This is a genomic window from Erythrobacter sp., assembly GCF_011765465.1.
Classification (GTDB): Bacteria; Pseudomonadota; Alphaproteobacteria; order Sphingomonadales; family Sphingomonadaceae; genus Erythrobacter.
Genome location: NZ_CP050265.1, coordinates 2811401 through 2825401, shown reverse-complemented (window position 1 = coordinate 2825401; position 14001 = coordinate 2811401). Strand labels below are relative to the sequence as shown.

Here is a 14001-nt window from a genome sequence, read left to right as displayed (position 1 = left end):
TGACACTGCACAAATTGCGAGGGTCCGACCGCCGGGGGAGCGGCGGGGAACCTCGCATCGGGAAGCGGATCGAGAGGAACCATGAACGAGATCAAGCACGTCGCGCGCGAGGACCGGTGCCCCGGCATGAGCTACACCGAAATGCTCGAAGGCGACACGCGCACGCCGCCCGATTACCTGTTCGAGGAATCGAACATCGAGATGCCCGACGACCCGCTCCCGGTCGAACCCTATATCTCGGAGGAATTCGCCCGTCTCGAACGCGAGAAGATGTGGCCGAACGTCTGGCTCTTCGCCGCGCGCGAGGACGAAATGCCCGATCCCGGCGACACGGTCGTCTTCGACATCGCCGGCAAGAGCTTCCTGCTGGTCCGCCAGAAGGACGGCAGCGTCAAGGCGTTCTACAATGCCTGCCTCCACCGCGGGCGCAAGCTGCGCACCGAGGGCGGCAATTCGATCCAGCTGCGCTGCCCCTTCCACGGCTTCACCTGGCGCAATGACGGAAGCCTCAAGGAAATCCCCTGCGCGTGGGATTTCAAGCATCTCGAAGGCAAGGACATGACCCTGCCCGAGGCGCGCGTGGAGCTGTGGGAAGGCTTCGTGATGCTGACCGAGAACCACGACCTGCCCGATTTCAAGACCTGGCTCGGCCCGGCGGCTTCGCATTACGAGCGCTATGATTTCGGCAACCGCTACACCGGAATGTGGGTGCAGAAGAAGATCCCGGCCAACTGGAAGGCCACCGCCGAGGCTTTCATGGAAGCCTGGCACTCGATCACCACCCACCCGCAGCTGCTGCCGTTCCTCGGCGATGCCAACACGCGCTACGACCTGATCGGCGACCATTTCAACCGCGCGATCACGCCCTCGGGCGTGCTGAGCCCGCACGTGAAGGGCAAGAATTCGGACTACGTTCTCGAGAAGATGAACGAGTTTTCGGGCGGGGACGATGCCCAGACCAACCGCCGCTTCACTGCCGGACAGGGCGGAGCGGAAGGATACGATCCCGACGATCCGCTCGCTGCGCGCAAGGTTCTGGCCGAGGCGGGGCGGCAGGGCTTCGCCGAACAATACGGCTACGACTATTCCGACGCCGCGGATACCGAGATCCTCGACAACCACACCTACAACATCTTCCCCAATTTCGCCCCGTGGATCGGCTTCCTGCCGACGCTGGTCTATCGCTGGTTGCCCGGCGACACGCCCGACTGGTGCATCATGGAAATCCGCCTGCTCTTCCCCACGCCCAAGGGCGAGGAACGCCCGCGCGCGGTGGAGATGACCTACATCCCGGACGACGAGCCCTTCGCCTGGGCCGCCGACAAGATGGGGCCCGCGCTCGCCAACGTGTTCGACCAGGACATGGCGAACCTCCCCTTTGTGCAGGAAGGCATGAAGACGATGAAGGAAGGGCTGATGGAGCTCGGCCATTACCAGGACAGCCGGGTGCGCCATTTCCAGACGACGCTCCGGAAATATATCGACGGGGAACTGCCCGCCAAGGCATAGGCGCTTCCCATGACAATCGAGATTGACCTTTCGGGGCGCACCGCGCTCGTCACCGGCGCGTCCTCGGGCCTTGGCGCGCGCTTCGGTCGCATCCTCGCCGCGAACGGCGCGCGCGTCGCGCTCGGCGCGCGGCGCAGGGACCGGCTCGAGGCGCTCGCCGCCGAGATCGGGGAGAACGCCGCGGCAATCGCGATGGACGTCGCTCGCGAGGCAGACGTGATCGCGGGCTATGACGCCGCCGAAGCCGCTTTCGGCACGGTCGACACCGTCATCGCCAATGCCGGGATCGACGGCGCGGGGCTGATGACCGAAATGAGCGAGGAGGAGATCGAGCGCACGCTCGCGATCAATCTCAAGGGCGCGATCCTCACCGCGCGAGAGGGCGCGAAGCGGATGATGGCGGCGGGCGTGACGAAAGGCCGCATCGTGCTGGTCGCCTCGATCACCGCTTTCGAGCCTTCCCCCGGCCTCGTCGCCTACGCCGCGAGCAAGGCGGGCGTGGTGCAGGCCGGGCGCAGCATGGCGCGCGAATGGGCGCGGCGCGGCATCTGCGTCAACACGATCTCGCCCGGCTATATCCGCACCGCCATCAACGACGAATGGTTCGACACCGAGGCGGGGAAAAAGCAGGTCGCACGCTTTCCCCGGAAGCGGCTGATGGAGGAGGAGGGGCTCGACGCACCCGTTCTGTTCCTGTGTTCGGACGCGGCGGAATTCGTCACCGGCGCGGACTTCGTGCTCGACGACGGGCAGACGCTCTAGCGCGCGCCATGCCCCGCCGCCGCATCTCTCTCGCCGCCGGGATCATGCCCGAGGCGACCCCTGCGCAACTGGTCGAGGCGGCGGCGGGCGCGGGCTTCGACATGGGCGGGATGTGGGCCGAGCAGGACAGCTGGACTCCGGCAACGACCCGCGCGGTCCGGCGGCAGGCGCGCGAGGCGGGGGTGGAGCTGCTCGATCTCGAAGTCGCGTGGATCAAGTCGGGCGATCCGGACCCGTGGCTCACCGAGCTGGTCGACATCGCCGCCGAACTGGGCGCGGCGAACCTCCTGTGCGTCTCGAGCGACCCCGACCCCGCCTCGACCACTGCCAAGTTCCAGACGCTGGTCGACCGGGCCAAGGGGACGGGCGTGCGGGTCAATCTCGAATTCGGCCTCTTCACCGAGGTGAAGACCGTGCACGACGCGCGCGCCATCCTCGAGAGCGTAGAGGGCGAGGCAAAGGCGCTGCTGGTCGATACGCTGCACTGGTCGCGCTCGGGCGGGACGGCGGAGGACCTTGCAGCTCTCCCGCGCGAATGGCTGTCCTACTGCCAGCCCTGCGACGCGCCCGCCGAGCCGCCCGACCTGTCGGACGGCGATGCCGTGATCGACGATGCGGTCAATCGCCGGATGCCGCTGGGGCAAGGCGGGCTGGCGGTCGGGGCGATGCTCGACGCGCTCCCCGACACGCTGCCCTGCGCGGTCGAGGAACGCTCCGCCGCCTTGCGCGAAGCCTTCCCCGACCTCAACGAACGCGCCGCCGAAGTGCGGCGCACCAGCCGCGCCTTCCTCGACGCGCGCGGCTGATTTCCTACCTCTGCACGGTGCATTAGGAGGGGCCGGCTCCTTCTCATCCTTGTCCCCCCGCGCGCGAGCGAAAAGGCCCCTCGCCCCCAAGTGTCACTTTGGGGATTCGGGGCCTCAACCTTCTGAAATATATTGACTTATGAGGCGGTTGGAAAAGTGACAGGGTGTAACTTTTGTCCGCTTTTCGCGCCCTATTCGATCGTGCCGATCAGGTCGCCGACCTTGTAGACCTTGCCCTCTTCGCCGGTCGGATGGATCGTGCCTGAAGCCTGCGCCTCGATCTCGGTCGTGCTCTTGTCGGTTTCGACGGTGTAGATCACCTCGCCCTTCTCGACCGTTTCGCCGTCGCCGAACATCCATTCGACGAGAGTCATTTCAGTCGCGCTCATGCCGAGCTTGGGAATGCGGATCTCGGTTGCCATGCGTCAGTCTTTCCCCACACTGGCCTTGATCTGGCCGACGATTTCTTCCTTGGTCGGGATCCACGCCTGTTCGAGGTGGCTCGCGAAAGGCACGGCGGAGAAGGTCCCGCCGATCCGGCGCACCGGGCCTTTGAGCTTGTCCCAGCACTTTTCCTGGATGTTGGCCGCGATTTCCGCGCCCGTGCCGAAGGGGCGGACCGCTTCGTGCAGGGTGAGCGCGCGGCCGGTCTTGTTCACCGAGGCGAGCACCGTCTCCTCGTCATAGGGCGCGATCGTGCGAAGGTCGATCACCTCGACGCTGATGCCTTCCTTCTCGAGCTCGCCAGCGACCTCCAGCGCGTCGAGCACGGTCCGGCCATAGGTGATGAGCGATATGTCGCTGCCTTCCTTCGCGACCGCCGCCTTGCCGAGCGGCACGCGGTAGCCCTTGCCCGGATCCTCCGCCTTGAGGCCGTAGCACAGGATGTTCTCGATGAAGATCACCGGGTCGTTCGCATCGATGGCCGAGCGCATCAGCCCGCGCGCATCGGCGGCGTTGCTGGGCGTGACCACGTGAATGCCCGCGACGTGGGCGAACCAGGCTTCGAGCATATCGGAATGCTGCCCGCCGAAGCCCACGCCGACGCCGGTCGTGGTGCGGATCACGATCGGACACGGGGTCTGCCCGCCCGACATGAAGCGCAATTTCGCCGCGTGGTTCACGATCTGGTCCATGCACACGCCGACGAAGTTCATCAGCATGATCTCGGCGATGGGGCGCTGCCCGGCGAGCGCCGCGCCCACCGCCGCGCCGACGATGGCGGTTTCGGAAATGGGCGTCGCACGCACGCGGTGTTCGCCGTATTTCTCGGTTAGGCCCGCGGTGACCTTGAACACGCCGCCGCCCTGCTTGGCGCTGACGTCCTCGCCGAGGCAGAACACGCCGTCGTCTTCGGCCATCGCCTCGTCGATCGCGAGGTTGAGCGCCTGGGTCATGGTGATCTCGGCCATCTCAGTTCACCTCCTCGAGCACGTCCTTGTAGATTTCATCGGTGTCCGGCAGCGGCGCGTCGAGCGCGTGCTGGACCGCGGCGTCGATCTCGGCGTCGATGTCCGCCACGATCTTGTCGAGCTCCTCCTCGGTGAACTGGCGTTCGAGCATCACCTTCCTCAATTTGGGCAGCGGGTCCTCCTTCTTCATCTCCTCGATGTGTTCGGGCGGCATATAGCTGAAGTCCGAACCGAAGAAGTGGCCCATCATGCGGTAGCACATCGCCTCGACCAGCGTCGGGCCTTCGCCCGCGCGGGCCCGGTCGACCGCTTCCTTGACCGCCGGATAGACCGCGTTCACGTCGTTGCCGTCGACCCGCACGCCCTTCATGCCGTAACCCGCCGCACGCTCGGCGATGGTCGGGCTGTCGGTGTGGTCGGCATAGGCGGTGTGTTCGCCATAGCGGTTGTTCTGGCACAGGAAGACGACCGGCAGCTTGTAGAGCTGGGCCATGTTCATCGCTTCGTGGAAGCCGCCGATATTGGCCGCCCCGTCGCCGAAGCTGACCAGCGTCACGCGCCCGTCGCCATTGTTCTGGCTCGCCATGGCAAGCCCGTTGGCGATTGGGATGCCGCTTCCCACCACGCCGGTGGTCACCATGATGCCGGTGTCCGGATCGGTGATGTGCATGGTCCCGCCCTTGCCCTTGCAGGTGCCGGTCGCCTTGCCGAGGCATTCGCCCCACCACTTCTCCATCGGGATGCCCTTGGCGGTCTGTTCGCCCTGCCCGCGATAGGTGCACACGACATAGTCTTGCGGCTCGAGCGCGGCCATGGCGGCGGCGGAGACGAGCTCCTGTCCGCGCACGCAGTAATACATGACGGCGACCTTGCCTTGCATGAGAAGCTCGCGGAACTTCTCGTCGGTGCGGTTCACCTTCATCGTGCGGGTGTAGATGTCGAGCAGCTTGTCGCGGTCGATTTCGGCCATGGGGGACGAGCCTTCCTGTTGTTTGGGGAGCTTAGAACTGGACGCGCTGGGTAAAGCCGCCGTCGACCACCACGTTCGCGCCGGTCATGTAGGGCACGGCAGGGCTGGCGACAAAGACGATCGCCTTGGCAACCTCCTCGTCATTGCCGAACCGGCCCATCGGCATCTTGGCGAGCGTGCCTTCGTAAAGCTCGGGCATCATGCCCTTGATCGCTTCCCAGTTGCCGCCCTCGTAATAGATCGCGCCGGGCGAGACGGTGTTGACCCGGATGCCCTGCGGCGCGAGCGCCTGCGAAAGCTGCGAGCCGTAGGTGATGAGCGCGGCCTTCATCGCGTTGAACGCCTGCGGGGCGATGAAGGTCTCGAGCGCGGCGGTCGAGCTCATGAAAAGAATCGACCCGGCATCCGATTCGGCCAGCATGGGGGTGAGCGTCTCGACCCCGTTGACCGCGCCCATGATGTCCATGTCGAGCGTCGCCTGCCAGTCGCCGGTCCCGCCCGTGCCCGAGGAGGAGGCGGTATGGATGAAGATGTCGCAGCCGCCCAGCTCCTTCGCGGCCTTCTCGAGCCACGCCTTGTAGGCATCGGGCCCGTCGTTCATGTCGAAGACCTCGGCGAAGACCTTGCCCGGCCCGGCGGCGTCGATCGCGGCCTTGGCGGCCTCGATCTTGTCTTCCTTACGGCTGAAAAAGGCGACATCCGCGCCCTCGGCGGCGAACAGCTTCAAGGAGGCAAGGCCGAGCCCGTGCGCCCCGCCGTTCATGATGACTTTCTTGCCCTTGAGTCCCAGATCCATGGCGCACCTCTCCCATGCGGTGAATGATTGCCGATGGGATAGCGAAGCCCGCGTGCCGGGCGTATCGTCAAAAGTGTGGGGGCGAAGAAAAGTGATGCGTCGCCCGGCTCGAACGGTCGCGCAGCGACCGCAAGGCCGACCGGCCGCCCGCAGGCGCCCGGAATGGAGCGAAGCGAAATGGAGGAACCGCGCCGAGGATGCTCGCCCGGATGGGTAAGCGCAGAAAGAAAATATGGTGCTGCTGGGGAGGATTGAACTCCCGGCCTCACCCTTACCAAGGGTGCGCTCTACCACTGAGCTACAGCAGCGTAACCATTGCCGGTTGCGGGCAGGCGCGCGCTATTGTCGCGCGGACACACATTGTCAACGCTCTTGTTGCGCTATCGCTTCGCTGTTTGAGCGCAGGGCTTGAACCCGGACGCTCCTAAAGCCAAGGCGTTAGGCATGAGTGAAGAAACGCGCAAGAATATGTCGCGTGAGGAGCGCCTGGCGGCCAAGCTGCGCGAGAACCTGCGGCGGCGAAAGGCGCAAGCCCGCGCGCAATCGGCCGAACCGGCGAGCGAATCGCGCGACAACGGGCTTTCCAAGCCGGACGCGCAAAGCTAACCACACGCGCTCCCCGACGAGACAGGAGCAAGAGTTTCCGTGCCCAAGCTGATCCTAGTGCGCCACGGCCAGAGCCAGTGGAACCTCGAGAACCGCTTCACCGGGTGGTGGGACGTCGACCTCACCGAGAAGGGCGTCGAGGAAGCGAAGGCAGCCGGCCGGCTGATGCGCGAAAAGGGCGTGCTTCCGACCCGCGCCTTCACCTCGCTCCAGACTCGCGCGATCAAGACCTTGCACCTCGCGCTGGAATACGCCGGGCGGCTCTGGATTCCCGAGGTCAAGGACTGGCGGCTCAACGAACGGCACTACGGTGGGCTGACCGGGCTCGACAAGCAGGAAACCCGCGACAAGCACGGCGACGAGCAGGTCCATATCTGGCGCCGCAGCTTCGACGTGCCGCCGCCCGAAATGGAGCCGGGCAGCGAGTTCGATCCGGGCGCGGATGATCGCTATGCCGGGATCGACGTGCCCTACACCGAAAGCCTCAAGCTCACGATCGAAAGGGTGCTGCCCTATTGGGAAAGCGACATCCTGCCCGTCCTTGCAAGCGGGGAGACGGTCATCATTTCCGCCCACGGCAACTCGCTGCGCGCGCTCGTCAAGCACCTCTCGAACATCTCCGACGATGACATCACCGGGCTCGAAATTCCGACCGGCGAGCCGATCGTCTATGACTTCGACGAGGACATGGTGCCCGGCGAACGCTACTACCTGAAGGACAGCTGATGGCAGCGCAGACGGGGGGCAAGGTCGCGATCGTGATGGGCAGCCAGTCGGACTGGCCGACCATGAAATGCGCCGCCGAAGTGCTCGAAGAGCTCGAGGTCGCACACGAGGCGCGGATCGTTTCCGCCCACCGCACGCCCGACCGGATGAGCGCCTTTGCGAAAGGTGCGGAGGGCGAAGGCTTCGACGTCATCATCGCGGGCGCGGGCGGGGCGGCGCACCTGCCGGGCATGATCGCAAGCATGACGCACCTGCCTGTGCTCGGCGTGCCGGTGCAGTCGCGCGCGCTCAATGGCATGGACAGCCTGCTTTCGATCGCCCAGATGCCCGCCGGGGTTCCGGTCGGCACGCTCGCCATCGGAGAGGCCGGAGCGACAAATGCGGGGCTGATGGCTGCGGCGATACTCGCATTGAAGGACGAGGACCTGTCCGAACGGCTGCAGGACTGGCGCGCCGCGCGCAGCGCCGCCGTGGGCGAGGTGCCGCAGGACTGATGGCGGAAAGCGCCCCCCTCCCCCCCGGCTCGACCATCGGCATCTTCGGAGGCGGGCAGCTCGGCCGGATGATGGCGATGTCCGCGATGCAGCTCGGCTATCGCTGCATCGGATACGCGCCGGCAGGCGATAATGTCGCGGCCGACGCCTGCGCCGATTTCTTCGAGAACCACTGGGCCGACCGCGAGGCTCTCTCGGCCTTCGCCGCGAAGTGCGATGTCGTGACATGGGAGTTCGAGAACGTCCCCGTGTCGGCGGTCGAGCGCATCCCGGCGGCGCGTCTCGCCTGCGCGCCCCGCGCGCTCGAAGTGGCGCAGGACCGGCTCGCGGAAAAGCGTTTCGTCGAGGATCTCGGCGGCCGCGCCGCGCCGCACCTGCGGGTGGAAAGCGACGAGGATTTCGCCGGTGCGCTCGACCGCATCGGCACGCCCGGCATCCTCAAGACCGCGCGCGACGGCTATGACGGCAAGGGTCAGTGGCGCGTGCAGGGCGGAAGCGAGGCGCAGGGCGTGCGCTTTCCGGGGCGGACGTGCATCTATGAAGGCTTCGTCGATTTCGAGGCGGAATTCTCGGTCATCCTCGTGCGCGCGGCGGACGGCGAGATCCGGTTCTGGGATTCGACCGCCAACACCCACGAAGGCGGGATGCTGGTGCAGTCGGTCCTGCCTGCCCCGGCGATTGTCGAAGAGCAGGTCGAAGCCGCGCGCGAACTGGCCGGCAAGGTCGCGGACGCGCTCGCCTATGTCGGCGTCCTCACGCTCGAATTCTTCGCCACGAAAAACGGGCCGGTCTTCAACGAAATGGCCCCGCGGGTCCACAATTCGGGCCATTGGACGATCGAGGGCGCGGCCACGAGCCAGTTCGAGAACCACGTCCGCGCGATCTGCGGCCTGCCGCTGGGAGAGACCGCGACGCGCTTCGCCAGCATCGATATGCGCAACATCGTCGGAGAGCAGGCGCTCGCTGCGCACGAAATCCTCGCCGAGGAAGGCGAGCCGCACCTCCACCTCTACGGCAAGTGCGAGGCGCGCGAGGGGCGCAAGATGGGCCACGTCACGCGGGTGGGCGCGCGCCTTCCGTGAGCGCTCCGGTGGTCCTGATCTATGCGCGCGCCGAAAACGGCGCGATCGGCCGGGACGGCAGCCTGCCCTGGCACCTGCCCGCCGATCTCAAGCGGTTCAAGGCGCTCACCATGGGCAAGCCGATGATCATGGGGCGCAAGACCTTCGAGAGCCTGCCGGGCCTGCTGCCGGGGCGCCGCCACATCGTCCTCACCCGGCGCGAGCGGTGGGACAGCGAAGGCGCCGAGGTCGCACCGTCGGTCGAAGACGCACTGGCCCTCGCCCACAAGGACGATCCCGAAGCGATCGCGGTGATCGGCGGGGCGGCGATCTATGACGTGTTCATGGACCATGCCGACCGGATCGAACTGACCCAGATCCACGCCGAATTCGACGGCGACACCTTCATGTCCGCGCCCGGCGCGGGCTGGGAAGTCGTCCACCGCGAAGAGCATCCGGCTCAAGGTGACCTTCCCGCCTACGCCTTCCTGACCTATGAGCGCGCCGAAAGGGGAACCTCCTGATGCGCTGGCTCGATCACCGCGATCCCGTCCCCGCACCCTTGCGCGGCGCGGTGATCGCGCTCGGCAATTTCGACGGCTTCCACCGCGGCCATCAGGCGGTCGCGGGCGAGGCGATCCGCTGGGCGCACGCGGAGGGCCGGCCTTCGATCATCGCGACCTTCGACCCCCACCCGGTGCGCTTCTTCAAGCCCGACGTGCCGCCGTTCCGCCTCACCACGCTCGAACAGCGGCAGGAACTCTACCTCGCCGCAGGCGCGACGGCGATGCTGGTGTTCCATTTCGACGCCGACCTTGCCGGGACCACGGCCGAGGATTTCATCCGCACCATCCTGATCGACCGGCTCGGCGCGCATGGCGTGGTGACGGGGGGCGATTTCACCTTCGGCAAGGGCGCGAAGGGCAATGTCGACCTCCTGCGCTCGCTGGGCGGCGAACTCGGCCTCGAATCGCGCGTGGTCGAGGCGGTCGAGAAGGACGGGATCGTCTCCTCCAGCCGGATCCGAGAGGCGCTGCGCGAAGGCGACCCGCAACTTGCCGCCGACCTCCTCACCCGCCCCTTTGCGATCCGCGGCATCGTCGAGCACGGCGACAAGCGCGGGCGCACGATCGGCTATCCCACCGCCAACCTCGCGATCGACAAGTATCTGCGCCCGAAATACGGGATCTATGCGGTGACGGGGAAGATCCTGCAGACCGGCGAGGTGCTGAAAGGCGCGGCCAATATCGGCATCCGCCCGCAGTTCGAACCGCCCAAGGAGCTGCTCGAGCCCTACTTCTTCGACTTCTCGGGCGATCTCTACGGGCAGGAGATCGAAGTCGCCTTCCACCACTTCCTGCGCGGCGAGGCGAAGTTCGACACTCTCGAGGCGCTGACCGACCAGATGGAGAAGGATTGCGCCGAGGCGCGGCGGCTTCTAAGCGCGCTTGCGCCATGACCGACCAAACCAAGCGCGACCTCAAGGATACGGTTTTCCTCCCCAAAACCGATTTCCCCATGAAAGCCGGCCTTCCGCAGAAGGAACCGGGCATCCAGGCGCGCTGGGAAGAGATCGACCTCTACGCGAAACTGCGCGAGGCGCGGAAGGGCCGCGAGAAGTTCATCCTCCACGACGGCCCGCCTTACGCCAATGGCGAGATGCATATCGGCCACGCGCTGAACCATATCCTCAAGGACATGGTGGTGCGCTCGCAGAGCCTGATGGGCAAGGACGCGCCCTATGTTCCCGGCTGGGATTGCCACGGCCTGCCGATCGAATGGAAGGTCGAGGAACAGTACCGCAAGAAGAAACTGAACAAGGACGACGTCCCCCGGCCTGAATTCCGCGCCGAATGCCGCGCCTACGCGCAGCACTGGGTCGACGTGCAGCGCGGGCAGCTGAAGCGGCTCGGCCTCCTGGGCGACTGGGAAAACCCCTACCTCACGATGGATTACGAGGCCGAAGGGACCATCGTCGCCGAGCTGATGAAGTTCGCCGAGGCCGGCAACCTCTATCGCGGCGCGAAGCCGGTGATGTGGTCCCCGGTCGAAAAGACCGCGCTGGCCGAGGCGGAGGTCGAATACGAGGACATCACCTCGACCCAGATCGACGTGGCGTTCGAGATCGTGGAGTCGCCGATCCCCGAACTGGTGGGCGCGCACGCGGTGATCTGGACGACGACGCCGTGGACGATCCCGGTGAACCAGGCTTTGGCCTATGGGCCGGACATCGATTATGGCCTCTTCGAAGTCTACTATTCGGACAACGACAACGTAAACGAGCCTGACTTTCTGGTCTTTGCTTGCGACCTCGTCGCTGAAGTTGAGAAACGGCTGTCGAGCGCCGCGACTAGCGGCGTCATGATCTTCAAAGAGCCCAAGCTTCGCTTCAAAGGCGCAGACCTCGCCGGCACCGTCGCCCGCCACCCGATGCACCATCTCGGCGGGTTCTACGCGACGCCGCGCCCGATGCTCGCGGGCGACTTCGTCACCACCGATTCCGGCACCGGCCTCGTCCACATGGCGCCCGACCACGGCGAGGACGATTTCGAGCTGTGCAAGACCGCCGACATCCACCCGGTCTTCGCCGTGATGGGCGACGGGCGCTATCGCGACGACTGGCCGTGGCTCGGCGCGGGCGACCTCGACGACGAGGGCAAGGAACGCCGCCGCGCGGTCATCAATGCGGGTTTCAATGCCCCCGACGGGCCGATCTGCTCCGATCTGCGCGAAGCAGGGGCGCTGCTTTCGGCGAGCGCGGATTACGAACACTCCTACCCCCATTCGTGGCGCTCCAAGGCGAAGGTGATCTACCGCGCCACCGCGCAATGGTTCGTGCCGATGGACAAGCCGCTTGAAGGCGGCGGGACCCTGCGTGAGCGCGCCCTGTCCGAAATCGAACGGGTCGACTTCACCCCCGCGCGCGGCAGTCGCCGGATCGGCTCGATGGTCGAAGGCCGGCCCGACTGGGTGCTCTCGCGCCAGCGCGCCTGGGGCGTGCCGATCACGCTCTTCGTCCGTCCCGACGGGACCTACCTGCAGGACCCGGAGGTCAACGCCCGCGTCATCGCCGCGATCCGCGAAGGCGGCGTCGATGCGTGGGACGAGAGCCGCAAGGCCGAATTCCTCGGCCCCGACCACGACCCGGACGAGTTCGAGATGGTCATGGACATCCTCGACGTCTGGTTCGATTCGGGCTGCACCCATGCCTTCGTCCTCGAAAGCGGCAAGTGGCCCGACCTCCAGTGGCCCGCCAACCTCTACCTCGAAGGCTCCGACCAGCATCGCGGCTGGTTCCAGTCCTCGCTCCTCGAAAGCTGCGCCACGCGCGGCCGCGCGCCCTATGACGCGATCCTCACCCACGGCTTCACCATGGACGCCAAGGGCATGAAGATGTCGAAGAGCCTCGGCAACACGGTCGATCCGCTCAAGGTCATGGAGCAATACGGCGCGGACATCATCCGGCTGTGGGCGCTCAGCGTCGATTTCACCGCCGACCACCGCATCGGGGACGAAATCCTGAAGGGCGTGGGCGACCAGTATCGCCGCCTGCGCAACACCTTCCGCTACCTGCTCGGCGCGCTCGACGGGTGGATCGGCGATTTCAGCGACGTGGGCGAATTGCCGGAACTCGAAGTCTACATCCTCTCGCTGCTGTCGGAGCTCGACGGCAAGCTGCGGCGCGCGGCGGAGGAATACGACTTCAACGCGTACACCCGCCTGCTGGTCGATTTCTGCAACGAGGACCTCTCGGCCTTCTTCTTCGATATCCGCAAGGACACGCTCTATTGCGACGGACCGGATTCGGACACGCGCAACGCCTATCGCGCCGTGCTCGACCTATTGTTCCACTCGCTCGTGCGCTACGCCGCGCCGGTTCTGGTGCACACGGCGGAAGAGGTCTGGCTCACCCGCTACCCGCAGGACGGCGAGCAGGGCGGCAGCGTCCACCTGCTCGAATGGCCGAGCGTGCCCAGCGTCACCTCCGACCGTGGCAAGTGGGAGCAATTGCGCGCGCTGCGCGAACGAGTCACCGAAGCGATCGAACCGCTGCGGCGCGAAAAGGTGATCCGGTCGAGCAACGAGGCCGCCGTCACCGTCCCCGCCTCCGCCGTGCCCGAAGGCATCACAGACGAACAGCTCGCCGAACTGTTCATCAGCGCGACAGTGACCCGCGGGCAGGGCGACGAGGTGACCGTGACCCGCTCCAGCGACAACAAGTGCGGCCGCTGCTGGCGTCTGCTCCCCGACGTGCCCGAGGACGGCGCGCTGTGCGGGCGCTGCGCCGATGTCGTCGCGCAGCTCGACGAGACGGCGGCGTGAACCCTCCCGCCACTCGCAACCGGTTGATCGGGCTGGGCCTTGCCGCGTTCATCGCGGCGATCGACCAGGCGGTGAAGTGGCTCGTCATCGGCCCGCTCGCGCTGCGTGAGGTGCGGCACATCGACCTGCTGCCCTTTTTCGACCTCACCTATACCGAGAACCGGGGCGTCTCGCTGGGGATGCTGCAGGCGACCAACATGGAGATGCGCTGGCTGCTGGTCCTGCTCACTGCGGGAATCGCGCTGGTCGTGTTCGTGTGGATGATGCGCGAGAGGAAGCTCGGCGACATCGCCGCGCTGGCGCTGATCCTCGGCGGGGCGATCGGGAACATCGTCGACCGCTGGGATCTCGGCTACGTCATCGACTATGCCGATTTCCACATCGGGACTTTCCGCCCCTTCCTCATCTTCAACATCGCCGATGCCGCGATCACCATCGGCGTCGTCATTATCCTTGCCCGCAGCCTGCTGGTGCGCGAGAAGGACGACAACGGCGAGAAAGCGCGCCCGCTCGAAGCGGGCGAGACGGAGCAATGA

General features: G+C 66.2%; 15 protein-coding genes and 1 tRNA gene. 11 read left to right on the top strand and 5 right to left on the bottom strand.

What is annotated here, in order from left to right:
• The first annotated feature begins 81 nt into the window (after positions 1-81).
• From G9473_RS13625 to G9473_RS13615, 3 genes are read left to right on the top strand one after another with little or no spacing between them, the layout of a single operon-like run.
• Positions 82-1509 carry an aromatic ring-hydroxylating dioxygenase subunit alpha gene (locus G9473_RS13625; RefSeq protein WP_291133927.1) on the top strand — a complete coding sequence of 476 codons (1428 nt, stop codon included), beginning with the start codon at positions 82-84 and terminating at the stop codon, positions 1507-1509.
• A gap of 9 nt (positions 1510-1518) precedes the next feature.
• On the top strand, positions 1519-2271 hold the full coding sequence (locus G9473_RS13620; protein WP_291133925.1) for an SDR family NAD(P)-dependent oxidoreductase: 753 nt from the start codon (positions 1519-1521) through the stop codon (positions 2269-2271).
• 8 nt (positions 2272-2279) lie between these two features.
• On the top strand, positions 2280-3077 hold the full coding sequence (locus G9473_RS13615; protein ID WP_291133924.1) for a TIM barrel protein: 798 nt from the start codon (positions 2280-2282) through the stop codon (positions 3075-3077).
• Positions 3078-3268: 191 nt separating this feature from the next.
• On the opposite strand, the gene G9473_RS13610 is transcribed toward G9473_RS13615, so the two are convergent.
• The 5 genes from G9473_RS13610 to G9473_RS13590 all read right to left on the bottom strand — a co-directional run bounded on the left by G9473_RS13610 (position 3269) and on the right by G9473_RS13590 (position 6563).
• The gene (locus G9473_RS13610) at positions 3269-3499 is read right to left on the bottom strand and encodes a biotin/lipoyl-containing protein (RefSeq protein ID WP_291133922.1); all 231 of its coding nucleotides are present in this window, start codon (positions 3497-3499) and stop codon (positions 3269-3271) included.
• 3 nt (positions 3500-3502) lie between these two features.
• A complete protein-coding gene (locus tag G9473_RS13605; RefSeq protein WP_291133920.1) occupies positions 3503-4489 on the bottom strand; it encodes an alpha-ketoacid dehydrogenase subunit beta in 987 nt (328 codons plus the stop codon).
• Position 4490: 1 nt separating this feature from the next.
• Positions 4491-5459 carry a thiamine pyrophosphate-dependent dehydrogenase E1 component subunit alpha gene (locus G9473_RS13600; protein WP_291133918.1) on the bottom strand — a complete coding sequence of 323 codons (969 nt, stop codon included), beginning with the start codon at positions 5457-5459 and terminating at the stop codon, positions 4491-4493.
• Positions 5460-5490: 31 nt separating this feature from the next.
• Entirely contained in the window at positions 5491-6255 is a 765-nt protein-coding gene (locus G9473_RS13595; protein ID WP_291133917.1) for an SDR family oxidoreductase, read from the bottom strand.
• Positions 6256-6488: 233 nt separating this feature from the next.
• A tRNA-Thr gene (locus G9473_RS13590) sits at positions 6489-6563 on the bottom strand.
• Between the two features lie 136 nt (positions 6564-6699).
• Between G9473_RS13590 and G9473_RS13585 the strand changes: the two genes are divergently transcribed.
• From G9473_RS13585 to lspA, 8 genes are read left to right on the top strand one after another with little or no spacing between them, the layout of a single operon-like run.
• Positions 6700-6861 carry a hypothetical protein gene (locus tag G9473_RS13585; RefSeq protein WP_291133915.1) on the top strand — a complete coding sequence of 54 codons (162 nt, stop codon included), beginning with the start codon at positions 6700-6702 and terminating at the stop codon, positions 6859-6861.
• 39 nt (positions 6862-6900) lie between these two features.
• Positions 6901-7587 carry a 2,3-diphosphoglycerate-dependent phosphoglycerate mutase gene (gpmA, locus tag G9473_RS13580; RefSeq protein ID WP_291133913.1) on the top strand — a complete coding sequence of 229 codons (687 nt, stop codon included), beginning with the start codon at positions 6901-6903 and terminating at the stop codon, positions 7585-7587.
• Positions 7587-8081, top strand: a complete 495-nt coding sequence (gene purE / locus G9473_RS13575) for a 5-(carboxyamino)imidazole ribonucleotide mutase (protein WP_291133912.1) — start codon at positions 7587-7589, stop codon at positions 8079-8081. Before gpmA ends, purE begins: the two co-directional genes overlap by 1 nt.
• Positions 8081-9163 (top strand): 5-(carboxyamino)imidazole ribonucleotide synthase, encoded by a 1083-nt coding sequence (locus G9473_RS13570; RefSeq protein ID WP_291133910.1) that lies wholly within the window; start codon positions 8081-8083, stop codon positions 9161-9163. The genes purE and G9473_RS13570 overlap by 1 nt, the downstream gene beginning before the upstream one ends.
• Positions 9160-9666: a dihydrofolate reductase gene (locus tag G9473_RS13565; RefSeq protein WP_291133908.1), complete on the top strand. Its 507-nt coding sequence runs from the start codon at positions 9160-9162 to the stop codon at positions 9664-9666. The genes G9473_RS13570 and G9473_RS13565 overlap by 4 nt, the downstream gene beginning before the upstream one ends.
• Positions 9666-10601: a bifunctional riboflavin kinase/FAD synthetase gene (locus G9473_RS13560; protein ID WP_291133907.1), complete on the top strand. Its 936-nt coding sequence runs from the start codon at positions 9666-9668 to the stop codon at positions 10599-10601. The genes G9473_RS13565 and G9473_RS13560 overlap by 1 nt, the downstream gene beginning before the upstream one ends.
• Complete coding sequence (ileS, locus tag G9473_RS13555) at positions 10598-13465, top strand: isoleucine--tRNA ligase (RefSeq protein WP_291133905.1); 2868 nt, start codon at positions 10598-10600, stop codon at positions 13463-13465. The genes G9473_RS13560 and ileS overlap by 4 nt, the downstream gene beginning before the upstream one ends.
• Positions 13462-14001, top strand: coding sequence for a signal peptidase II (gene lspA / locus G9473_RS13550; protein ID WP_291133903.1), 540 nt, complete (start codon positions 13462-13464; stop codon positions 13999-14001). The genes ileS and lspA overlap by 4 nt, the downstream gene beginning before the upstream one ends.